This is a genomic window from Chitinophaga filiformis (assembly GCF_900102545.1).
Lineage (GTDB): Bacteria > Bacteroidota > Bacteroidia > Chitinophagales > Chitinophagaceae > Chitinophaga > Chitinophaga filiformis.
The window spans coordinates 153,428-176,874 of record NZ_FNBN01000002.1; the positions used below are offsets into that span (position 1 = coordinate 153,428).

General features: G+C 47.4%; 21 protein-coding genes and 1 riboswitch. Of the genes, 20 read left to right on the top strand and 1 reads right to left on the bottom strand.

All coding sequences use genetic code 11. The features are described from left to right. Window positions 1-201: 201 nt before the first annotated feature. Window positions 202-401, top strand: a riboswitch (cobalamin riboswitch). A 138-nt stretch (window positions 402-539) separates the two neighbouring features. From BLR32_RS07360 to cobN, 20 genes are all read left to right on the top strand, one after another. Continuing rightward, window positions 540-899, top strand: coding sequence for a (2Fe-2S) ferredoxin domain-containing protein (locus BLR32_RS07360; protein ID WP_089830172.1), 360 nt, complete (start codon window positions 540-542; stop codon window positions 897-899). Continuing rightward, window positions 899-1,726 (top strand): HoxN/HupN/NixA family nickel/cobalt transporter, encoded by an 828-nt coding sequence (locus BLR32_RS07365; RefSeq protein ID WP_089830173.1) that lies wholly within the window; start codon window positions 899-901, stop codon window positions 1,724-1,726. The genes BLR32_RS07360 and BLR32_RS07365 overlap by 1 nt, the downstream gene beginning before the upstream one ends. Before the next feature lie 2 nt (window positions 1,727-1,728). Beyond that, window positions 1,729-2,562 (top strand): SDR family oxidoreductase, encoded by an 834-nt coding sequence (locus BLR32_RS07370; protein WP_089830176.1) that lies wholly within the window; start codon window positions 1,729-1,731, stop codon window positions 2,560-2,562. A gap of 9 nt (window positions 2,563-2,571) precedes the next feature. Further along, window positions 2,572-3,501, top strand: coding sequence for a sirohydrochlorin chelatase (locus BLR32_RS07375; protein WP_089830177.1), 930 nt, complete (start codon window positions 2,572-2,574; stop codon window positions 3,499-3,501). Window positions 3,502-3,504: 3 nt separating this feature from the next. Next, on the top strand, window positions 3,505-4,212 hold the full coding sequence (cobI, locus tag BLR32_RS07380; RefSeq protein WP_089830179.1) for a precorrin-2 C(20)-methyltransferase: 708 nt from the start codon (window positions 3,505-3,507) through the stop codon (window positions 4,210-4,212). Then, window positions 4,209-5,564: a precorrin-3B C(17)-methyltransferase gene (gene cobJ, locus BLR32_RS07385; RefSeq protein WP_089830181.1), complete on the top strand. Its 1,356-nt coding sequence runs from the start codon at window positions 4,209-4,211 to the stop codon at window positions 5,562-5,564. The genes cobI and cobJ overlap by 4 nt, the downstream gene beginning before the upstream one ends. Then, window positions 5,564-6,748 carry a precorrin-6y C5,15-methyltransferase (decarboxylating) subunit CbiE gene (cbiE, locus tag BLR32_RS07390; RefSeq protein WP_089830183.1) on the top strand — a complete coding sequence of 395 codons (1,185 nt, stop codon included), beginning with the start codon at window positions 5,564-5,566 and terminating at the stop codon, window positions 6,746-6,748. The genes cobJ and cbiE overlap by 1 nt, the downstream gene beginning before the upstream one ends. A gap of 1 nt (window position 6,749) precedes the next feature. Beyond that, window positions 6,750-8,582 (top strand): precorrin-4 C(11)-methyltransferase, encoded by a 1,833-nt coding sequence (gene cobM, locus BLR32_RS07395; protein WP_089830185.1) that lies wholly within the window; start codon window positions 6,750-6,752, stop codon window positions 8,580-8,582. Beyond that, a complete protein-coding gene (locus BLR32_RS07400; protein ID WP_089830187.1) occupies window positions 8,583-9,341 on the top strand; it encodes a precorrin-6A/cobalt-precorrin-6A reductase in 759 nt (252 codons plus the stop codon). It abuts the gene before it with no gap. Next, on the top strand, window positions 9,338-10,420 hold the full coding sequence (locus BLR32_RS07405; RefSeq protein ID WP_089830189.1) for a cobalt-precorrin-5B (C(1))-methyltransferase: 1,083 nt from the start codon (window positions 9,338-9,340) through the stop codon (window positions 10,418-10,420). Before BLR32_RS07400 ends, BLR32_RS07405 begins: the two co-directional genes overlap by 4 nt. 1 nt (window position 10,421) lies before the next feature. After that, entirely contained in the window at window positions 10,422-11,117 is a 696-nt protein-coding gene (locus BLR32_RS07410) for a hypothetical protein (RefSeq protein ID WP_089830190.1), read from the top strand. A 17-nt stretch (window positions 11,118-11,134) separates the two neighbouring features. Continuing rightward, entirely contained in the window at window positions 11,135-12,079 is a 945-nt protein-coding gene (locus BLR32_RS07415; RefSeq protein WP_089830192.1) for a magnesium chelatase ATPase subunit I, read from the top strand. Window positions 12,080-12,126: 47 nt separating this feature from the next. Then, entirely contained in the window at window positions 12,127-12,840 is a 714-nt protein-coding gene (locus BLR32_RS07420; protein WP_089830194.1) for a vWA domain-containing protein, read from the top strand. A gap of 102 nt (window positions 12,841-12,942) precedes the next feature. Next, a complete protein-coding gene (locus tag BLR32_RS07425) occupies window positions 12,943-13,446 on the top strand; it encodes a bifunctional adenosylcobinamide kinase/adenosylcobinamide-phosphate guanylyltransferase (RefSeq protein ID WP_089830196.1) in 504 nt (167 codons plus the stop codon). Window positions 13,447-13,466: 20 nt separating this feature from the next. Next, window positions 13,467-14,513 carry a nicotinate-nucleotide--dimethylbenzimidazole phosphoribosyltransferase gene (cobT, locus tag BLR32_RS07430; protein ID WP_089830198.1) on the top strand — a complete coding sequence of 349 codons (1,047 nt, stop codon included), beginning with the start codon at window positions 13,467-13,469 and terminating at the stop codon, window positions 14,511-14,513. Beyond that, complete coding sequence (locus BLR32_RS07435) at window positions 14,510-15,313, top strand: adenosylcobinamide-GDP ribazoletransferase (protein WP_089830200.1); 804 nt, start codon at window positions 14,510-14,512, stop codon at window positions 15,311-15,313. The genes cobT and BLR32_RS07435 overlap by 4 nt, the downstream gene beginning before the upstream one ends. Then, on the top strand, window positions 15,298-15,822 hold the full coding sequence (cobC, locus tag BLR32_RS07440; RefSeq protein WP_089830202.1) for an alpha-ribazole phosphatase family protein: 525 nt from the start codon (window positions 15,298-15,300) through the stop codon (window positions 15,820-15,822). The genes BLR32_RS07435 and cobC overlap by 16 nt, the downstream gene beginning before the upstream one ends. A 7-nt stretch (window positions 15,823-15,829) precedes the next feature. Next, window positions 15,830-16,408 carry a cob(I)yrinic acid a,c-diamide adenosyltransferase gene (locus BLR32_RS07445; RefSeq protein WP_089830204.1) on the top strand — a complete coding sequence of 193 codons (579 nt, stop codon included), beginning with the start codon at window positions 15,830-15,832 and terminating at the stop codon, window positions 16,406-16,408. Between the two features lie 39 nt (window positions 16,409-16,447). After that, window positions 16,448-17,494, top strand: a complete 1,047-nt coding sequence (gene cobW / locus BLR32_RS07450) for a cobalamin biosynthesis protein CobW (RefSeq protein ID WP_089830207.1) — start codon at window positions 16,448-16,450, stop codon at window positions 17,492-17,494. Window positions 17,495-17,502: 8 nt separating this feature from the next. Then, window positions 17,503-21,300 carry a cobaltochelatase subunit CobN gene (gene cobN / locus BLR32_RS07455; RefSeq protein WP_089830209.1) on the top strand — a complete coding sequence of 1,266 codons (3,798 nt, stop codon included), beginning with the start codon at window positions 17,503-17,505 and terminating at the stop codon, window positions 21,298-21,300. Window positions 21,301-21,303: 3 nt separating this feature from the next. On the opposite strand, the gene BLR32_RS07460 is transcribed toward cobN, so the two are convergent. After that, the gene (locus BLR32_RS07460) at window positions 21,304-23,265 is read right to left on the bottom strand and encodes an amidohydrolase family protein (RefSeq protein ID WP_176842197.1); all 1,962 of its coding nucleotides are present in this window, start codon (window positions 23,263-23,265) and stop codon (window positions 21,304-21,306) included. Window positions 23,266-23,447: the final 182 nt, after the last annotated feature.

Genomic DNA, 23,447 nt, shown 5'->3' on the forward strand with positions numbered 1-23,447 from the left:
ATACATAACATATTAGTTGTACGCGTATTACATCACATCAATAACTCCTCCTCAGCACAAAGAAAGACATACATTGCGCATTGTATATGCGTATAGTCAACCCGCCGGGCCATTTCATCCTTATCAAAATCCCCCTTTTTTAACTCTATGAAACCCACCCCATGATTTTCCTCCCCCGAGGAAAACACCAAATAATTCCCTACCTTCACGCCAGTTTTTGGTTTTCAGTCGCCAATACCGGCTGAAATTAAAAGGGAATTTGGTGTAATTCCAAAACAGTTCCCGCTGCTGTAAGTTCCAAACCAGCTCTTAACCTATGCCACTGTCCAAGGCCAAAACGCGGATGGGAAGGCGTTAAGAGTGGAACAAGTCAGAAGACCTGCCAACAACCATGTTTATCCAACGCTTCGGGAAAAAAGCACAGGAATGAGCAAGCGTCATGTCATGTGATCTGCATTGCCCCACCCTGCTATTTCCCCTGAAGTTTTGTTTAATCATTAACGGGTAATTAATGTATTAAATTAAATGTAGGCAACAGTATGGCGATCAAAGACCTGACTAAAGTTCAGAAGATCCTTTTCATTTGCAATGGCGGCACCTGTAGCAAAAGCGGCGCTGACGAAAACACCAACCAGTTAAGAGCACATCTTACCGAGAATGACCTCAACGACGAAATCCACACCGTTCGCACTAAATGCCTGGGACAATGTACCTGGGGACCAATGATCTTTATGCATCCGGAAGGACTCTGGTATAAAGGCGTTACCCTAGACACTACCAGGGAGATCGTCACGCAACACCTCATGCAGAACATACTGCTGGAAGAACATGTACACTTCCCTGCAGCAGAACTGGTAGATACCAAACCACTCACCTTCAGCGGACAACCGAACGAATAATGGATTTCTTACAACAGGACCTTAGCGGGTTCATTGTCCTGTCGGTATTAGGTTTACGACACGGACTGGACCCCGATCATATTACCGTCATAGACGGTTACACATATCGCCTGCACCTGCATAAAAGTATCTGGACCCGCTGGGTAGGTACCTTGTTTACTTTCGGACATGGTATCATGGTAACAGCCATCGCGCTGTTCCTTTGCATACTGAAGAACAACTTTGAAATGCCCTCCATGCTGGACATCATAGTGGAATGGCTTTCCTCCGTGATGTTGTTGTTCATGGGCATCTCCAACCTGATTTCGCTGACCCGCAGAGATAATACACAACTGAGTGGATTCAGAAAAAAACTGCTGCCAAAATCATTCAGCAACAGCCTCAATCCGTTTACAGTAATTGTAACAGGCATCATCTTCGGATTCATCTTTGATACCTCTTCCCAGATCGCTGCCTTCGGGTATGCTGTATCTGTCTCCAACCAATGGATCTATGCAATATTAGGCGGCGTAGTCTTCTCCCTCGGATTGATACTTACCGGCACCTGCGACTCCCTCCTGCTAAGCAAGTTGCTCAAAACATTTGATCAGAAAAAGATCCAGAGCCATCGTTTTAAACTGAATGTGCTGATCACGATCATGTGCTTTGCCATTCCTCTCTATAAAATCGCAAGTACAATGAATCCTGCGCTGGAACTAAGTGATTTCCAGAATAATATTGTCGGTCTGGTTTTTATCAGTATCATTATATCGTTATACGCTGAGCTGTACCTGCGACATAGGTATGCCAAAAGCGAAGCGGTATTGGAAAGCGTTAAGGACAATTGACTATGACTAAAGAAACACTGACAAATACGATCAGCATCCTCGGTTGCGGCTGGCTGGGACTACCACTGGCAGCACACCTTGTACAGGAAGGGTACACCGTTAAAGGTTCCGTTACCCAGCCCGAAAGGTTTGAAGAGTTGACACAAAGAGGGATCACACCTTATCAGGTAGAGATCACTGATACAAGTATTACCAGTAATGACCTGACAGGATTCCTGGAAACCGGGATCCTGATCATCAACATTCCTCCTTCCCGCCGGGAAGACGTGCTGCTCTATCATCAGGCGCAGATGAAACTACTGCTGGACCAGGTCCTGAAAAGCCCTGCAAAGCATATCATCTTTATCAGTTCCACCTCAGTATATCCTGATCTGAACCAGGAAGTGACCGAACTGGAAACGGCTTCGCCCTCTAAAGATAGTGGCAAAGTATTGCTGGCAGTAGAGAAGCTGTTCCGGACGAACCCACACCTTATTACAACGATCGTAAGATTTGCAGGACTGGTAGGATATGATCGCCTGCCGGGACGATTCCTCGCTGGTAAAAAGAATGTAGAGAATGGAGATGCGCCTATCAATGTCATCCACCAGGATGATTGTATTGCTCTCATCACCGGGATCATACAAAAGCAGGCATGGGGAGAGATCTTCAATGCCTGTTCCGATCTGCATCCTACGCGGAGGGAGTTCTATACAAAGGCAGCAGCAAAAGCGGGACTTGAACTACCCACTTTCGCAGCTGAAACAGATCCCCATTTTAAGATCATTAATTCCGATAAGATCAAACAACGGCTGAATTATTCGTTCAGGTATCCGGATCCACTCGGACTATTATAAAGTCATCTCATGAAAGGGATATTAATATGTGGTCATGGCAGCCGGGATCCCGAAGGGGTACAAGGCTTTAAAGCATTGGTGGCATTACTGCAGAAACGCTATCCGGAAAGGATAGTGGATTATGGTTTCCTTGAATTTTCCCACCCGGTATATGCCGCCGCTGTAGAGCGCATGTACCTGGCTGGCGTCAGAGATATCATTGCAGTGCCGGCAATCCTCTTTGCTGGTGGCCATGCCAAAAATGATATCCCCTTTGAAATGAATACACTGCAAAGCCTGCATAAAGACCTGAAGATTAAACTGGGCAGGCATATCGGCATTACGCCATCTATTCTTCAGCTGGCGAAGCAACTGATAGAACAAGCGGAAGTTACAGCGCCGGCGCTTGACAGAAAAGAGGCTTGTCTCTTACTGGTAGGCAGGGGCACATCCGATCCTGACGCTAATTCTGACGTGGCTAAACTTACCCGCATGCTGGGCGAAGGACTGGGTTTCGGATTTTCTACCACCGCCTTCATTGGCGTAACACAGCCACTGTTGAAAGACCTACTGCCAGTCATCGATCATCTGCCATACAAAAGGATTGTGACATTGCCCGTATTCCTTTTCACCGGCGTGTTACTCAAGAAGATCTATGCGCAACTGGATGAGTTTAGGGCAGTGTCAAATAAAGAAATCATTACTACCGCTTCATTCGAATGTGATGAATTGCTGCTGCAAACCATTGATGAGCGCATCAAAGAAGTAGAGCAAGGCGATCCCAATATGAACTGCCAGTTATGCAAGTATCGTACACAGATCATCGGCTTTGAGGAAGCAATAGGCAGTCCACAGGTAGGCCATCACCTGGCAGTGAAAGGGATACTCTTTGAAGAAGATGAAAAACCCGGTGAGAGTAATACAGTGTTTAAGAAAGTTAAAAAGATCCTCGGCATCTGATACATGCATAAACAAGGAAAGATATATGGCGTTTCATTAGGTCCCGGCGATCCGCTGCTGATCACTGTAAAGGGTTTGCAGACACTGCAACAGGCGGATAAGATCTATTATCCGGGATCGCTGTTGCCTGATGGGACCACCTCCAGTTATTCGTTACAGATACTGCAACACTATCAGCTGGATGAAAGTAAACTGCATGGCATGTTCCTGCAGATGTCTGACAACCGCCAATCTGCTGAACAGACCTATGCGACTACCTTTCAGCATTTGCTGGCAGATTATCAGCAGGGCCTCAGCGTAGCGTTTGTCAGTGAAGGAGATATTTCCTTCTACAGCACTTTCGCCTACCTGTTGAAACACATCCATGCACATAGACTGGACCTGGAGATTATTGCCGGCGTGCCATCCTTTATACTGGGCGCTGCCCAACATCAATCATCCCTGGCTATTCTTAATGAGAAAATAGCTATTCTTCCGAGGATGAAAGACAGAGATACCCTTGGGCGCTACCTGGAAGAGTTTGAAACCGTCGTACTGATTAAAGTACGCAGCGTACTGCAAGAGATCCGTACACTCATCCACCAGGCAGGATTACAGATGGTCTATTGCGAACGACTGGGAACAGCGCAGCAATATATTACAACAGATATCAGGGACCTGGAAGAAAGGGAGATCCCCTATTTCTCTTTACTCGTTTTAAAAAGAATATGAAGCTAAGTGTAGTTGGCATAGGACCCGGCGGTAAAGATTATATTTTACCTGTAGCCCAGCAGGTATTGGCAACAGCTGATATTGTGATCGGGTATAGTTATTACTTCCAGTTCATTGCACATCTTTTACAAGCGGATTGTGAATGCATCGGGAAAGACCTGACGGAAGAAGAAGCCCGCGCAGTACTGGCAGTCAACCGTTGTGAGCCGGGCAAACATGTAGTAGTGATCAGCTCCGGTGACGCAGGCATTTATGCCATGGCCTCCCTTGTCTATCAATATGCCAGTACACTTACCAATAAAGAGATTGAACTACAAACCATTCCCGGTATCAGTGCATTTATTGCAGCAGCTGGCAGGTTAGGCGCTCCACTCGGACATGACTTCTGTTGTATTTCACTTTCAGACCTCATGACGCCCTGGCCGGTGATCGAAAAGAGGATACAGGCAGCGGCTATCGGCGACTTCGTCACTTCGCTTTATAATCCGCGGAGTAAAAAACGTTACTGGCAACTAGCCCGTTTTAAGGAGCTGTTCCTGCAACACCGGGAAGCAAATACACCAGTCGCCATCATCCGGCAGGTAACAAGACCGGAAGAAGAGATCACGATCACTACACTGGCAGAGCTGTCTGTTGAAGATGTCGACATGTTTTCGCTCGTCATGATTGGCAACTCACAAACTTACCAGTTTAAGAACTTTCTTGTCACCCCCCGCGGATATATGTCAAGAAAGCCACAAAGCGGTCAGGAAATACAAGACGAAAGTTTCCGTCAGATAGCTGCGCAGCTGAAGCGACGCGACGTTACCGAAGCTGACAGATGGGCTATTATGCGCTGTATCCATACAACGGCCGACTTTGAATATGAAGACCTATACCTTTCTAACGCGAACGCCATCACACAATGGCACCACTATCTGAAGGAAGGAGGTACGATTGTTACCGACGTGACCATGGTGCAGTCAGGCATTACAAAAGAATTTCTGAAGAAATATAATGCCAATGTATACTGTTATCTGAATGATGAATCAGTGCTACCACTGGCAGAAAAAGAAGGGCTCACCCGCAGCCAGGCGGGGATGCGTATCGCTATTGAAAAACATCCGGACGCACTGTTTGTAGTGGGTAATGCCCCTACTGCCTTATTTGAGCTTTGCGACCAGTTGCAGGAAAACAGGTTTAGCCCTGCGGGTATAGTCGGCGCACCCGTTGGCTTTGTGAATGTAGTAGAGTCCAAGCTGAAATTACAGGCGATGAAAAACGTGCCTTACGTCATCATACAAGGGCGCAAAGGCGGCAGTAATGTGGCCGCCAGTATTGTGAATGCAGCTTTCACCGTAAATGATAAGTAGTGGAATATATCGTGATCGGCATATCAAATGAGCCTGACTGTATCCTGCCGGATGTGGTCAGACAGTTGCTACCCTCGCACAGGATATTCTCCGGTGGTAAGCGACACTATCAGCTGGTAAAGAAATACCTGCCGGCACATCATCAATGGATCGACATCCAGGGTAATATGCCTGTGCTGTTTGAACAGTACCGCGAGCATAACGAACCTGTAGTGGTATTTGCTTCCGGCGATCCTTTATTCTATGGGTTTGCAGGTACTATACAAAAATTTGATCCGGCAGCAAATATGAAGGTCTATCCTTACTTCAACAGTATACAGTTGCTTTGTCATGCGAACAATCTTTGTTATGCCAATCTGGTGAATGTTTCCGTACATGGACGTACATGGGATGAGCTGGATAATGCTCTGATCTCACAGACGCCTATGATTGGCGTGCTGACAGACCAGCAGAAAACACCAGCAGCCATCGCGCAGCGTATGCTGGAATACAATTTCACTAATTACAGGATGATCGTCGGTGAAGATTTGGGCGGCCTTCATAACAGCTCCATTGTATTAGAACTGGATGAGGCAGTCAACTATACAGCCCATCCACTGAACTGCGTGATATTGATAAGAACAGCCAGACAGGCATTCTCTCATGGCATAGCAGATCATCTCTTCTATGGTTTGGAGAACCGCCCGAATATGATCACTAAGATGCCAGTCCGCCTGACCAGTCTTTCCTGCCTGGACCTCGCGGAGCGTCATGTACTGTGGGATATAGGCTTCTGCACCGGTTCTGTTTCCATTGAAGCAAGGAGGTTATATCCGCACTTGCGCATTGTTGCCTTTGAGCAACGGTCTGAGTGCAGTGAGTTAATGGACAGGAATATGCGCAGACATTCCACACCCGGCATTACAACCGTAATGGGCGATTTCTTTGAGACAGACCTTCTCCTCCACCCTGCTCCTGATGCTGTTTTTATCGGCGGACACGGGGGCCAGCTGGAAGAGTTGATACAAAAACTGGATACCATTCTCCCCTTGCAAGGCAGGATCGTAATGAATGCCGTAAAAGAAGAAAGCAGAGATCAGTTTATGAAGATTGTGCAGGCATTGGATTACATATTATCAACCCCTATGGTGATACAGGTGGATGAGCATAATCCTATCACCATATTAACGGCAGAAAAGAGATAACATGAGTAAGACAGTTATTATAGCCAGTACAGATAGCGGTGTTGCATTAGGCAACAGGATCAGGACAGAGTTTCCAAAGTCCCTGTTAGTCAGCACCCGTCATCATGAGCGGGCCACACATATTAATAGTATTGCCTCTTTCCTCGAAGGGAACTTCAACACCTTTGATACATTGATATTTATCGGCGCGCTGGGTATCTGTGTAAGGAGTATTGCCCCTTATTTACAGGATAAAAAAGAAGATCCTGCCGTCATCAATATGGACGACAGCGGTCTGTTTGTGCAGTCGGTGGTGTCCGGACATATCGGCGGAGCCAATGACATCACCCGAAAACTGGCCGCCGCTATTGGTGCGCAGGCGGTGATTACTACCAGCAGCGACCTGCAGGAGATCTGGTCGCTGGATACACTGGCAGAACAGTTTGGATGGAAGTCGGCCACCAGCCAGGACATGAACAGCATTATTTCCTTATTTGTCAATAACCAACCGACAGCACTGCTGCTCGACATCAAAGACAGGGGCACGGCTCATCTTGAAAAGACGCTGCCGGCCTTTGTGGATGTCTTTTACGATCTTGATCAGGCAGACCTGTCAAAGTATGCGTTACTAATTGCTGTGACCTATAGAAAATATCCGGTCACAATACCCGTGTTATACTTCCATCCACCGGTATTGAATATCGGGATGGGTTGCTCGCGTGATATAGAAACAGACCTGTTGGAGGCTTCTGTATATCAGCAGTTAGCGCAACAACACCTGCCTATTGAATCTATCAAGGCCATTGGTTCTATTGATGTAAAACACGATGAAACAGCCTTCATTGCATTGGCTGAAGCACTGCAGGTTCCCTTTGTTACTTATCCGGCAGATGAATTGAATACACAAACTGTTCTTAATCCATCCGAAGTGGTGATGTCCAAACTGGGCGTACATAGCGTATCAGAGGCATCAGCGATGCTATTGTCCAGGAATAAAGAACTGTTGCTGGAGAAACAGAAGATCACTGTTAGTTCAGGTAAGAAACATACGATTGCTATTGCTGTTGATCGACAAGTTATCCGCAAAGCAGTGATCGCCATTGTAGGTGCTGGTCCGGGAGATGCGGAGCTGATTAGCCTTAAAGGCAAACAGCTGGTGGAAGAAGCAGACCTGATCTTATACGCTGGAAGCCTGATCCCGGAAGAGATCACACACTATGCAAAGAAAGAAGCGATTGTGAGGAACTCTGCCAGCATGACGCTGGAAGAGCAGATCGGCTTAATGGAAGAGCACTATGCAAAAGGGCACCTGATAGTAAGACTACAATCCGGTGATCCAAGTATCTACGGTGCGATACAGGAACAGATGACCATCTTCGACGAGAAAGGCATGGACTACTTTATTGTACCTGGCATCTCTTCATTCCAGGCAGCAGCCGCTAGCCTGAAATCGGAATTCACGATTCCAGAGGTGGTGCAGACTATCATCCTGACCCGTGGTGCAGGTAAGACACCGCTACCTGAACACGAGAAGCTGAATGAAATGGCGAAACATAAAGCCACTATGTGCATCTTCCTCAGTGCTACCATTGCAAAGTCAGTACAGGAACAATTGCTGGAGCACTACGATCCTGAAACACCGGTAGCAGTATTATACCGGGTAAGCTGGAAAGATGAAGAGATCTATACCGGACAGTTGAAAGACCTGGCACAGATCGTACGTGATCATAAACTGACGCTGACTACACTGGTGATTGTAGGCGTAGCCATCGGAGCAAGAAAGAACCGTTCATATTTATACAATCCTGCCTGGAAGCATACTTTCAGAACAGGAAAAGCGATAAAAACAAACTAAATGATCTTAGTCTTTGGCGGAACAACAGAAGGTAAAAAAGTGGCAGGCATTCTGGAAAAGGCCGCATGCCCTTATTACTATTCCACCAAAACAAGCATTGATTTCCAGGCGGGCGAATATGGCAGGTACCGGCATGGGGCCTTAACAGCAGCAAAACTACAGATATTCTGTAAAGAGTATGCCATCAAGGCCATCATTCATGCCAGTCACCCGTTTGCCACCCTGCTGCATGCCACCATTCATGAAGGCGCACAGGCATTGTCACTACCAGTACTTCGGTTTGAACGAAGTTATCCGGACAGGCAGGAACATCCGCTTATCAGGTATTGCGCTTCTTACGCAGAAGCGCTGGCCTGGCTGGAACAGCATCCGGTAAAACGACTACTGGCATTAACAGGTGTGCAGACCATTGCACCGTTGGCCGATTACTGGAAAAAGCATGATACCATCTTCCGCATACTGCCGAGGGAAAGTTCCCTGGCACTGGCGGAACAGGCAGGCTTTCCAAGGGGGAACCTGATACAGGAGATGCCGGGAGATGATCTGCAACAGGAACTGGCTATCATCGGGCAATACAACATCGACTGTATCCTGACAAAGGAAAGTGGAGAATCCGGTTTCCTGGCTACCAAAATACAGGCAGCCCTGCAAAGTAATATTCCCATCCTGATCATTGAACGTCCTGCCCTGCCGGACTCGTTCATACCGGTCAGCGATGAAGTTTCACTCATGGCTGGGATCAATAGGGTGTTGTCATGAGCCTGCAACCGGTACCTGAAGGTCCCTTAAGACAAGGGTATACAACAGGCGCATGTGCAACTGCCTGCACAAAGGCAGCGCTACTGTCACTGATCATACAGGAACCGGTGACTGAAGTGGAGATTACACTACCGCTGGGTGAGAAAGTCACCTTTCGGATGAGTTCCTGCACCTTTAGTACAAACAAGGCTACCTGCACCACCGTAAAAGATGCAGGAGATGATCCGGATGTAACCAATGGCGCGACTATTGGCTGTACGGTGTGGTTCAATGATACACCCGAAGTGAGGTTCTTCCGTGGAGAAGGCGTTGGGGTAGTCACTCTTCCAGGTTTGGCAATTAGTGTGGGAGAACCGGCCATTAATCCGGTACCCAGGAAAATGATGACAGACGCAGTCCAATTCCTGACACACCGTTATTCGCTCAATAAGGGGGTAAATATCGAGGTTTTCGTAGTGGGTGGCACTGAGATAGCCAAAAAAACTTTAAACAGCCGCATTGGCATTTTAGGAGGCATTTCCATATTAGGCACGACCGGTATCGTGAGGCCCTTCAGTTCCTCCGCCTACATCGCCAGCATCACGCAGGGCATTGATGTGGCGCTGGCCAACAACTGCGGGGAGATCGTTATCAATTCCGGCGGCCGTTCAGAGAACATCCTCCGGAAACGCTTTCATCACCTGCCGGAGTTTGCCTTTATCCAGTACGGTAACTGGATCGGAGAAACGCTGGCAAAGATCCGCTCTGTTCCCCTGCAAAGGGTGACCATGGGTATCATGCTGGGGAAAGCCGCCAAACTGGCCCAGGGCGAACTGGATACCCATAGCGGGAAATCGAGCTGGGATAAACAGTTCATCTATTCACTGGCCAGGGACTGCGGTTATAGCGAAGAACAATGTGAGCCGATACTGGAGCTGAACATGGCCCGGCGACTAACAGAACTGTTCCCCTTCAATGAACAGGAATCTTTTTTCCGGGAACTGGCCGCACGCTGTTATGCGGTCTGCGCACCGCTGGTGCCAGCCGTGCAGCTACAGCTCCTGCTGATTGACGCAAATGATACTATTCTAACTTTTTAATATGATCGGATACTTATTTACAGATTCTATTTTGCTGGGCATCCAGCACTCATTCGAACCAGACCATATGGCAGCCGTATCTGTGCTGGCATCGGAAAAGGCGAACAACAGGATCGGGCTTTCAAAACTGATCTGGCGTTCCTCCCAATGGGCACTAGGGCACTCCACTTCATTGATCCTGTTCAGTTGCTTTGCCCTGCTGCTGAAGTCCGCCCTGCCACTGGATATTTCCTCCTATGCAGAAATGGTGGTTGGTCCCGTGATGATCTGGCTGGGGATATCCGCCATCCGCCGCAATCACAAACTGAAACAGATGATGGCTACACATAAGGTATTCGCCGAACATGAGCATATCAACAACGCGCTGCACATTCACGGCAAACAGGGACAGGAGATCGCCATGAATCCCCTAAGCCGTTCCTTTTGGGTAGGTATGTTACATGGACTGGCCGGCACAGGGGGAGCCTGCGCCATTGCATTGATCATGGCATCCAGCAGTACCGGCATTGCTATCGGCATCATTGTATTGCAGAGTGTCGGTATCGTGGTGGCTATGACCACCTACAGCTGTGTACTAGCCTTCTCAGTGTCAAGATTTATAGAACGTAACCAGCTTGCTTTTAAATCGCTCAACGCTGTTGTAGGCATCTTCTCCATTGGCGTCGGCTGCCTCTGGATCTATAACAGTTTCGCTTAACCAATAAAGACCTGCTGATGAGATCATTTCCTTTTACAGCGATATATGCACAGGAAGACTTTAAACTGGCCCTCATACTCTGTATGATAGATCCGGGACTGGGTGGCGTACTGGCACTGGGCGATAAAGGCACGGGCAAGACCACTACGGTAAGAGGGCTCAGCCAACTGATGCAACGCAGCATCACGGACTTCCCGTTCGTCAATCTGCCTATCGGCGCTACGGAAGACCGGGTACTGGGTACCATCAGACTGGACATCCTCATTAACGAAAAAAGAACGGAAGTACAACAGGGCCTCCTCGCTGCTGCCAATCAGGGTATCCTTTATATCGACGAGGTCAATCTCCTGAATGATTACCTCATGGATGTACTGCTGGATGCTGCTGCCAGCGGAGGATATCACCTTGAACGGGATACAATATCCAAATGGTTTGAAAGTAAGTTCTGCCTGGTAGGCACCATGAATCCTGAAGAAGGCGAACTACGTCCGCAACTGCTGGACAGGTTCGGACTGAGTGTAACAGTAAAAACACCTATGGACAGGTTGGACCGCATGGAGATCATTAACCGTCGCCTACAGTTTGATACTGATACACCTGCCTTCCTTAAGAAATATGACGCGCAGGAACAGCAACTGGTGCAACAGATCATGTACGCAAGAGAGCAGCTGAAAGAGGTCTCCTACTCAGATATCATCCTCGCCAATATAGCTGACACCTGTATCCAATACCAGGTAGAAGGACTTCGTGCAGACATCCTGCTACTGAAAGCAGCCAGAGCGCATGCTGCTTTCTATGGCAAAAAGGAGGTCTCTACTGATGACATTCACAGGGTAATGCCTTTCGTACTGTCTCATCGTTCTAAACATTATTCCTCCACACAAAATACTCCGCAGCAAAGGGAAAGTCAATCTCCGCGGGAAGAAAAGGAGGGAGACTCGATAAGGATCCGCATAAACTGAGTAACAGCAGGAAATACCTGTTACAGGCGGCAAAGACAGAACAATATGTGCAGTTGAAGGCACGGTCTGCCGATGCAAGGAAAGGGATCACACTAAAAGTGCCTCTTCCCCGGCAAGGTAAGCAACAAAAGACTGCTGTACCATCTGCACAGCCAGATGTATTGGAAACAGTAAAATACTATCTGACACATGATAAGGTAGAGATCAGGCACAAGCGTCACCAGTCAAAGGCTGCTATGCATGTCTTCTTTCTGATAGATTCCAGCGGGTCTATGATAAAGGACAGGCAGATTGCCTACATCAAAGGACTGATCGCTGAAACCATTGCCCGTTATAAGACAAAGCGAATAAAATATGCCGCAGTGGCCCTGAACAATGGAGATGCGGAATTACTATCGGCGCCTACATTAGGTGTAGAAGAATTGATCAAGGCATTGTCACAACTGACCACCGGAGGAAAGACAAATATGAGGGCAGGATTTGGCATGATCAGTCAATTGCTGAAGAGCAACATACGCGAACATGTCACGCTCTATATTTTCACCGATGGAAAGATCAATACCGGCAGCACAGATGATCCATTCCGCGAAGCGGTAACGTTTTACAAACAGTACCTGACAGTTATTAAACAAACGACCATCATTGATAATGAGAGCGGCTTTGTAAGACTGGGATTAGCTGAAAAACTGGCAATGTCCATCGGCGCCGGATACCAGCATATGCAACAAAACGCTGCCATCCCCGCCGATCAGCTCCGTTAGGAGCTGCGTGTTTGTAGCGCGGGGTTTCAACCCCGGAAACGCATCAATACGACACCGCGGGCAAACAACGAACGAACCCATAAACATAAAATTCATCATCGAATGATTCATTACATATCAGGCGGTCAACGCTCCGGCAAAACAAACTACGCGGTCCAGCAGGCACTACTCCTGTCGGAACACCCCGTATACCTTGCCACGTCCCGCATCTGGGATGATGACCATAAAGCCCGTATCCTGTTACACAAGCAGAGCCGGGATACACGCTGGGAGAATATAGAAGAAGAAAAAGACATCAGTAAGTTACAGCTGGCAAACAAAACAGTCGTACTGGATTGCGTCACCTTATGGCTCACCAATTTCTTCGTAGACAACAACTACGATGTAGATATGGCACTAGCTGAGGTAAAGCAGGAGTTTGATGCGTTTATACAACAAGACTTCAACCTGATCATCATCTCCAATGAAATAGGCATGGGCGTACACGCCTCTACAGAGGGAGGCCGGAAGTTTGCCGACCTGCAGGGCTGGATGAACCAGTATATCGCACAACGGGCAGATAAGGCAACCCTCCTGGTATCAGGTCTGCCACTCACATTAAAATAACCAATCACCAGACACTTCATATGGCAACATTCAACATCTCACCGGTCAATAAAGACATTGTAGCCGCGCTACAACAAAAGATAGATAACAAAACCAAGCCGCATGGTTCATTGGGGCAGCTGGAAAAGATCGCCTTACAGGTGGGCGCTGTACAACAGACACTCACCCCGGCATTACGCCAGCCCACTATTGTTGTCTTTGCCGGCGATCATGGTATAGCAAAAGAAGGCGTCAGTCCCTTCCCACAGGAAGTAACTTATCAGATGGTATTTAACTTCCTGCAGGGCGGAGCAGGTATCAATGTATTTACCCGGCAGAACTGTATGGAGATCAGAGTAGTAGACGCTGGCGTTAACTTTGATTTCAATCAGCATCCCGGTCTCATACATGCGAAAGTAGGCATGGGCACCAACAGCTATCTGCATGAACCGGCTATGACACAGGTACAATGTGAGGAAGCAATGGAAAAAGGCGCTGCCATTGTCCGCGAGATACAACAGGAAGGTTGCAACGTGATCGGCTTTGGTGAGATGGGCATCAGCAATACCTCTTCTGCTGCCATTATTATGAGCCTGCTTTGTGATATACCACTGGAGCAGTGCATCGGGCGGGGAACGGGATGGAATGATGAAGGACTGGCCAGGAAGAAAGCGATCATTACTGCCGCAATGGTCCGCCATAAGAACATTGAAAAGACCCCTGTAAACGTACTAAGTACCTTCGGTGGTTTTGAGATCGCGATGATGTGCGGTGCTATGTTACAGGCAGCAGCGTCGGGCATGATCGTCCTGGTGGACGGGTTTATTTCCACTTCTGCACTGCTGGTGGCATCCAAAATGAGTGCACATATACTTGATTACTGCATCTTCACACACCAGTCGAACGAGCAGGGTCATCACCTCATGCTGAGCCACATGAAAGCTGTACCTTTACTGAGCCTGGGCATGCGTTTAGGAGAAGGAACAGGCGCCGCTGTGGCCTACCCCATTATCCTGTCAGCCGTGAATTTCCTGAATGAAATGGCCAGCTTTGAATCTGCCGGCGTATCCAACAAAGTAGACGCATGAAAAAGGAGGTCCGCATATTCTTCACAGCACTGATGTTCTTTACCCGGATACCTGTACCCAAAGGTATTGACCATAATACAGCTGACCTGAACAGGTCCAGCCGTTACTTCCCTATGGTAGGTATCATAGTGGGTATCATAGGCGCTGCCTGCTTTGCCGCTGCGCACAGTCTGTTTAAGGACATCTTTACCGCAGTCATACTCTCCCTCATTGCCACACTACTCGTCACCGGCGCATTCCATGAAGACGGCCTGGCAGATGTAGCTGACGGCTTTGGTGGCGGGTGGACAAAACAGCGTATCCTGGAGATCATGAAAGATTCGCGTACCGGCGCGTTTGGTGTCGTGGCACTCATCGTGGTATTACTCCTCAAGATATGCTTGCTGGCAAAACTGGCGCTGCTCATGATCAACACGCACCTGTTAGCATTCTGCCTGCTATATATTGCCGCACACGCTTTTAGTCGTACCATGCCGGTATTCTTCCTGAGGTACATGCAATATGCAAGAGAAGATGATGCCACCGCCAAAAGCAAACCACTGGCTACGAAGATCAGCTTGCCGGGTCTTCTTGTAGCGCTGGTTACCGGACTGATACCATTACTGCTGTTGACATATGCGCTCCATTACTCTTACCTGTTATTGCTTGTCGTGCTCCCCTGCGGATTGCTGACTTTATACCTGGCCCGTTTCTTCCTCAAATGGATCAATGGATATACCGGCGATTGCCTCGGGGCTACACAACAACTGAATGAGATCACCTTTTACATGGGCATACTGGCAATATGGAATTATATCTAGTACGGCATATTAAACCGGATTTCCCGGAAGGCACCAACTACGGACAGACAGATGTTCCCTTGCCTGCAGATTATGATGCATTGCATGAAGAGATCATCTCTCTCCTGCCGCGGGAATATGACGCTGTCTACAGTAGTCCGCTGACAAGGTGCAGGCTGCTGGCACAGGCGATCACTGCCACTCCCATTACCGACAATCGCCTGATGGAACTACACTTCGGCGATTGGGAAGGCCGGAAATGGAATGATATACCAAGGGATGAACTGGATCCCTGGATGGCAGATTATATCAATCTCGCGCCTCCTAATGGAGAGTCATTGCAGCTCTTAGTTGACAGGTTTACAGCCTTCGTCAGAGATGTACGGGCTAAACAACATCAGCGTATAGTGATCATTACCCATGCTGGTATTATACGCGCCGCCATGCATCTGTTCAATGGTATTCCACTCAACCAGATCATGATGGAGAAAGTGGATTACGGAGGCATTTACACATTCAACCTGAAATAATCAACACATGAAAATATATACCAGGAAAGGAGATAAAGGCACCACAGCACTCTTCGGCGGCAGCCGGGTGTATAAAGACGATGTACGGGTGAATTGCTACGGTACACTGGATGAGGTTAACTCCACTATCGGGCTGCTACGCGCAAAACTGGGCGCAGACCACGAATGGCAACCCAACCTGCACAAGATCCAGAAAGATATGATGGACATGATGTCTCACCTGGCACGCCCGTCTGACTGCAAAAAGGAGAACCCTAATCCTAAACCCGAGGATGGCCCCGGCTTCTGCGAACAGTGGATCGACGCGCTCGAAGCAGGCATCACCACAAAGTCAGACTACTTCCTCTTACCCGGTGGTAATGAAATATCTGCACTATGTCATGTAGTAAGAACACAGATGCGCAGAGGAGAAAGACTGCTGGTCACTTTAATGAAAGTAGATACAGTGGACGATTACATCCTGTCATACATCAACCGCCTGTCGGATCTATTCTTCATCCTGAGCAGGGCGGAGATGGATAAAGCTGGTGTGGCGGAAGAAAAGTGGCAGTTGTTCCTGTATAAGAAAAAGAAAACCGTAGAGTAACAATCAAGCACCAATATTATACACTTTAAAAGATACACAATGGCAACAAAAATTCCTGTTACTATCATCACAGGTTTTCTCGGTTCCGGTAAGACAACGCTGATCCGTAACCTTATTCAAAATGCCAATGGCCGCAGACTGGCTGTTATTGTCAACGAGTTCGGCGAAATGGGCATAGATGGCGAGATACTGAAATCCTGCTGTTCTAATGAAGAAGACGTACTTGAACTGAACAACGGTTGCCTCTGCTGTACCGTACAGGAAGAATTCCTCCCGGTAATGCTGCAGCTGATGGAACGTAAAGACACTATCGATCACATTATCATTGAAACATCCGGACTTGCATTACCTAAACCTCTGCTGCATGCTTTTAACTGGCCGGAGCTGAAACCACAGATAACAGTAGATGCAGTGGTAACGGTGGTGGATGTAGTCGGACAGGCTACCGGTGAGATCTGCGACAGGGAACGCGTACAGGCACAAAGACTGGCAGACGATTCCCTGGATCATGAAACACCGATAGAAGAACTGTTTGAAGACCAGTTGTCATGCGCCGATCTGGTAGTCATGACAAAGAAAGACCTGGTAGATGAAGCGAAATACGATGAAGTAAGAACTATCATCGCAGGTAAAGTACGCCCGGATGTGAAGATGGTGGCTGCGGCTAACGGTGTACTGTCCGCAGAGATCCTCTTAGGTGTAAATGCAGCCGCAGAAAATGACCTGGACAGCCGTCACTCCCATCATGAAGAAGATCACGCCAATGGCCTGGAACATCATCATGATGATGATATTGATTCCGTAGTAGTAGATATTCATGCACCGCATACACCGGAAACACTGGTAGAAGTGTTGAAGGAGCTGATTGAAGAACATGAGATCTATCGCATAAAAGGATTCATAGATATTCCCGGTAAGCCTATGCGGATGGTACTACAGGGCGTATCCAACCGTTTCGATCACTATTTCGATCGTAAATGGAAAGATGGTGAGACACGTAAAACAAGCCTGGTCATCATCGGAGATGAGTTACACGACAAGGACCTGGGCACTATTATCAATGAAAGACTGAGTGTAGTCAGCTAATATCAGACATGCATCTTATTCCAACTATTCCGGGAGGATGGAACCCTAATGGCGAAGGGGTCTTCCATATACAACAACAGCCGGGCGATATTGTGTTACTGTCAGCCGCTGATACAGAAATCCATTCCCTGAACAATGCGTACAGGGATCTGTATCAGCAAGCGGCAGCTGCACTGTTATCCAATGTATCAATAACAAAGAATGCGGGCTTGCCTTCACTACGTATTTCCAATCTGGTGTACCTCAAACAGGAACTGACGATTGATAAATATGTTGAGGAAGTGATCGGGGAAGCGAAACTGGTGATATGCCGCTTCCTCGGCGGTAAGAACTATTATCCTTACCTCTTCGAAGCAGTTAGTATTGCCTGTGAACTAAAGAAGATCCCCGTACTATTCCTCCCGGGATATGATGTACCTGATATTGAACTGCTCAATAGTTCTACTGTCGACATGCACATTGCAGATACCGTCTGGAAATACCTTTGTGCAGGCGGCAGACGTAATCACCTGCAATGCCTGCAATACATCTTCTACACTTTCTTTCAGCTGCCCTATGTGTTTGAAGCGCCACAACGCTTACCAGACCTCTTCCTCTTTCACCCCGATAGAGGGATCATTGCGGCAGGGGAAGAACATACAATCATCCCACAGCAAGCATCTTCAGGGAATGCAGTGATACTCGTCTATCAGACCCATTATCTGGCGGATAATCTGGAGCCGGTACATTATCTGGCAACACTACTGGAACAACAAGAGATCAACCCAATCATTGCCTTCGCCAGTAATCTTCGCGACCAGGCCACCTGTGATGAACTGTTCAACCTATTACACAAGATAGGCGCCTCCATGGATGTGATCATCAACACGACCAGTTTTTCTATTAAATCACTGCTGGATACAACAGATGATCAATTCATTTTCAGGAAGATGAATGTACCTGTTATACAGGCCATCTTCGCTTCCTGTACAAAGGAGATCTGGCAGGAGAACCTGTTTGGCCTGACACCTACAGATGTAGCCATGAATATTGCGCTGCCGGAGATAGACGGAAGAATTATTACTACAGCAGTTTCATTTAAGTCATCTTTAGGAAGGGATGCACTGACAGACTCTGATATCCTTAAATATACCACCCATGAAGAAGGTTGCGACTTCGTCGTGGAATTCGCAAAGCGCTGGATCGCCATCAGGAATAAAGAAAATAAAGACAAGCGTATCGCCCTGATCATGCCGAACTATCCGAATAAGGATAGTCGCCTGGCCAACGGTGTAGGTCTGGACACACCTGCCAGCATCATAACCATACTGCATGCGTTGAAAGCAGACAATTATCATCTCGGAGATTTCGTACCAGCAGATAGTGCGGAACTCATAGAACTGATCACACATTATATCACCAACGACACGGATACTGCCTTATACCGGCCATACCAGGTGAGTTTGAAGATTCCCCGGTTCTACCAGTATTACAATGAATTATCTCCTGTACTGCGACAGAAGATTGAACAGCAATGGGGTCAGCCCGAGGATTCGCCTAACTATAACACAGATGAATTTATCATCCCGGGATTTTTACTGGGCAACACTTTTGTAAGTATTCAGCCTGCCCGCGGTTATAATCAGGATATTAAAGCCATCTATCACTCTCCTGATCTGCCGCCTACATATGCTTACCTCGCTTATTATTTCTGGGTGAATAGTGTATTCCATGCCGACGCAGTAGTGCATGTAGGCAAACATGGTAACCTTGAATGGCTCCCCGGTAAAAGCGTGGCCCTGAGCAGGGAAACCTGTTTCCCCGCCGTATTGTTAAATCCCATCCCACATTTTTATCCTTTTATCATCAATGATCCAGGTGAGGGCACACAGGCCAAACGCAGGAATCATGCTATTATCATCGATCACCTCATACCGCCTATGACAAGGGCGGAGAGTTATGGCGTGCTGACAAAACTGGAACATCTCATTGATGAGTATTATGACGCCTACAGTATAGATCCCAAACGTACAGCAGTGATCAAAACACAAATCACTCAATTGGTAAGGGAAGCTAATCTTGAAGCTGATCTGCAATCATCGGTGAAAGATATTGATGAATTGCTGGTAAAACTGGATGGTTATCTCTGTGAACTGAAAGAGGCTCAGATCAGGGATGGTTTACATATTCTGGGTAAGGCACCGGAAGGAGAACAACTCACTGATCTCCTCGTAGCTTTGCATCGTGTGCCTGTAGCCGGAAAGATGGGCATCACACAAGTACTGGCCCAGGACCTGGGTTTACCAATGGACCCTTTGAATTGCGACTACCAGGCTGCTTTCGCTACTGATGGCCGACATGCTGTATTTGCAGCATGCAGGATCAACGGAGATGTGATAGCAGCGCTTGAGAAATTAGCTAAAACACTGATCGGTGAAGCACTTATCGCACCTGATCAACTTCCTGAACAATACCCGCTCACCAGTGAATACTGCCGGTTTATCATCTACAATACATTACCTAAGATACAGGCTACGAGTGAGGAGATCACTCATCTCCTGCAAGGGTTGAATGGCCAATACGTGCCTTCGGGCAGTTCAGGTGCTCCTACCAGAGGACGGCTGGATGTATTGCCAACAGGTCGCAACTTCTATTCTGTAGATGTTCGTGCTATTCCGACACAAACCGCCTATAACCTGGGTGTAAAGAGCGCCAACCTGATCATTGACAGGTACCTGCAGGAACATGGAGATTATCCGGAATCGATCGGACTATCAGTATGGGGTACGTCCACTATGCGTACAGGTGGGGATGATATCGCACAGGCACTGGCGCTGATGGGCGTTAAACCTGTATGGCAAGCAGCGAACAGACGGGTGAGTGATTTTGAGATCATCCCACTCATCACACTGCGGCGTCCAAGAGTAGATGTCATGCTGCGCATCTCCGGCTTCTTTAGAGACGCCTTCCCGGATGTGATCTCCCTCTTTAATGCCGCCGTTGAGAAAGTCGCACAACTGGACGAATCCCCTGAACAGAACCCCATCAGGAAACGATTCCTGAAAGAAAAACAGGAGTGGCAATCCAAAGGACTGGCTGAGGAAAAGGCGCACAAACGTGCTTTATTCAGGGTGTTCGGCTCCAAACCAGGCGCCTATGGAGCGGGGCTCCAGGCAGTCATTGATGAGAAGAACTGGCAATCAAGAGAAGACCTTGCAAAGGTATATATCAACTGGAGTGGTTATGCCTATGGTGCAGACCGCATTGGTGAATCAGCCCATGAGGTATTTGAAAAACGTCTGTCTGATATCCAGATCATCATGCATAACCAGGACAACCGCGAACATGATATACTGGATTCCGACGACTACTACCAGTTCCAGGGAGGTCTCGCAAATGCAGTACAAACCATCACGGGCGCACAGCCATCCATTTATTTCGGGGATCATGCCCGACCGGAAAATCCTCAGGTGAAAACTTTAAAGCAAGAGTTATTAAAAGTATACCGCTCCCGTGTGATCAACCCTAAATGGATCGCAGGTGTAAAAAGACATGGGTATAAAGGTGCTTTTGAAATGGCAGCTACGATGGATTACCTCTTTGCTTATGATGCCACTACCGACCTGGTGGATGATTTCATGTATGAGGGTATTACCCATGCCTATCTCTTCGATGAGGACAACAGGCAGTTCATAGAACAGGTCAATCCATGGGCCCTGAAAGATATGACAGAACGTATGCTGGAAGCCATCCAGCGGGGTATGTGGAAACAACCGGAGAAGGAAACATTGGAACGTCTGCAGCAGTTGTTTATAGATCAGGAATGAGGCTTAGTCGCGCACATCACTGTCAGTGAGATCCCTTGATTGCTCTTTCTCCTGTCCATTCTGCGGTACCCCGGGTTTCTCAGGCTTGCCAATAATGATAATTTTGGGCTGATCGGGTATATTTAAATTCAGGTATTTCCTTGGGTTCACTCTCGCCACCTGGTCAAAGTCTTCTACCGAAAGTCCTCCCATCATATCGGCCAGCATATTCTTGTCTGATTTATGATTGCGTACTACAAAGAAATCAGTACCATACAACACCTTCTCCCGAAGCCCTTTATTCTGTAAAGTCTCCTTCAATAAAGGCAGGACGCCCGCATCGTTGTGCAGGATATAACTGATATCTGCATACACATTGTCATACTGTAACATCATACTGCAGATAATGGAATACCAGTCAGTATAACGCCAGAGCTGTTCTGGTTTTCCCGGCGCCAGCTTCCCATCCCGCCTTTTAAGGAACTCGATACCTCTGTCAGGATGTTTGGTGAGTTGACTACTGTAATTATACCTGTCCTTCTCGAAGTAACGACACCATTCATCATCTCCGCCAAAATGGCCCATGCAGAGCTTTAGCTTGCTCAGATCACGCGTTAAACCGGTACTGGTATATCCGAAGAGCGTTTTTACCCGGTCAATTTCCTCCTGACTGGCCCCTTCCTTTGCTGCCTCTACACTTATTACCCTATGCAGCAGTGTTTTATCCAGCAGGCAGAGATAGTTCATCGGATGCGTAAAGTTTGTACTGAAATCAACGTTCTTCGTTTGCGGAAGATCCAGTGGCACATAATCTTCCTTCAGACTATCTTTAGTCTCCCTTTCTTCATCCGTTTCAAAGCCATCAAACCCATTCTTCCCATTCTTTCCGTTCTTCTGTTTGCTCATTGCCTGCTCAAATACAGGATGCTGATACCATGCAGTCTGCTTTCGTCCCCTGTAAAAGATAGTTCCCCTGATGCAATGTGTAAGTATAGGGATATTATTATCTGCCGCATACTTCCATAAAGGCAGCAGTCTGATATCAAAGGGGAAATAACCCAGCGCAGGATAGATCTTGATCCCACTGAACTGCTTCTCTTCCAGGTAGTCCCTGATAAAACAATCTTCCAGGATAACCTTGACTCCTACCTGCTTCCATGCGAAGAAAGGTTTATCTCCTTTCTTAAACCGCTTTTCCTTTCTTACGGGCACACATCTCCTGGGATCAACAAACACGAAAGGAAAGAGCGTTTCTTTATTATCATCTTTTAATTCCGCCAGTTCCTGCATCTGATCACGATACCTGGTCCTGCTTTTACCGGCGCTCATATAGTCCATGTCCATCGGCAACACAACAAAGCCGGTACCAGCAGGATACTGAGATTTCAATTTTGAGAAGATTGTACTTTGATGCCTGTGAAACGCATAACGGCCTATGTTCAGATACCGTCCTATCATCTCTCTCGTTTGCTTGCCAGGCAACATCGCCAGGAACTTCTTTAGCCCGCTGCTCATCCATGCCAGCAGGTTCCTGATAGTCGGAAAGAACAACAATACGAAGATGACAAAGCATACCTGTAAGAACAGGCCGTTGATCGGCAACATATAGGGCGAAAGCCATGCACTGAACTTATCGGTTAATTTTGACAACCAGTTTCCCGCAGGCAACACGGGAGGCAACAACTTGTTCAATATAAAAAACGTCTGAAAAAAAAGATAATACTCCAGGATGGTATTGAACGGCCAGCATTTATTATAGATCAGGTTCACATGCGTAAACCCTTTGCGTAGCCATTTAAACCAGAACTTATGCGGTATCCTCGCCGGCCACCTATACCACCAGCGGAAAATACTGACAAGTACCTTGAGTGAGATGAGAAAATGAAATGGTTCCGGCACAAAAGTGCGTGCCAGATAAGGAGGCACATGATCACCTGTAAATACATGCGTATGACAGTTGATAATGGGGGCTTTTTCTTCCGCCATGACAATCATTTTAATGGTATCCCTGATGTATGCAATGTAACTGTATTTTCATCCACGGGAAATACAAACTAGTTGGTATTTTCAAGTGCCGGGATGCATCGGAAAGGATATATATGTTTTCTTATCAATTCAAAAATCATTTTGATAGCTCCGGAAAAAGTAGTTAACTTTAAAAGACCTCG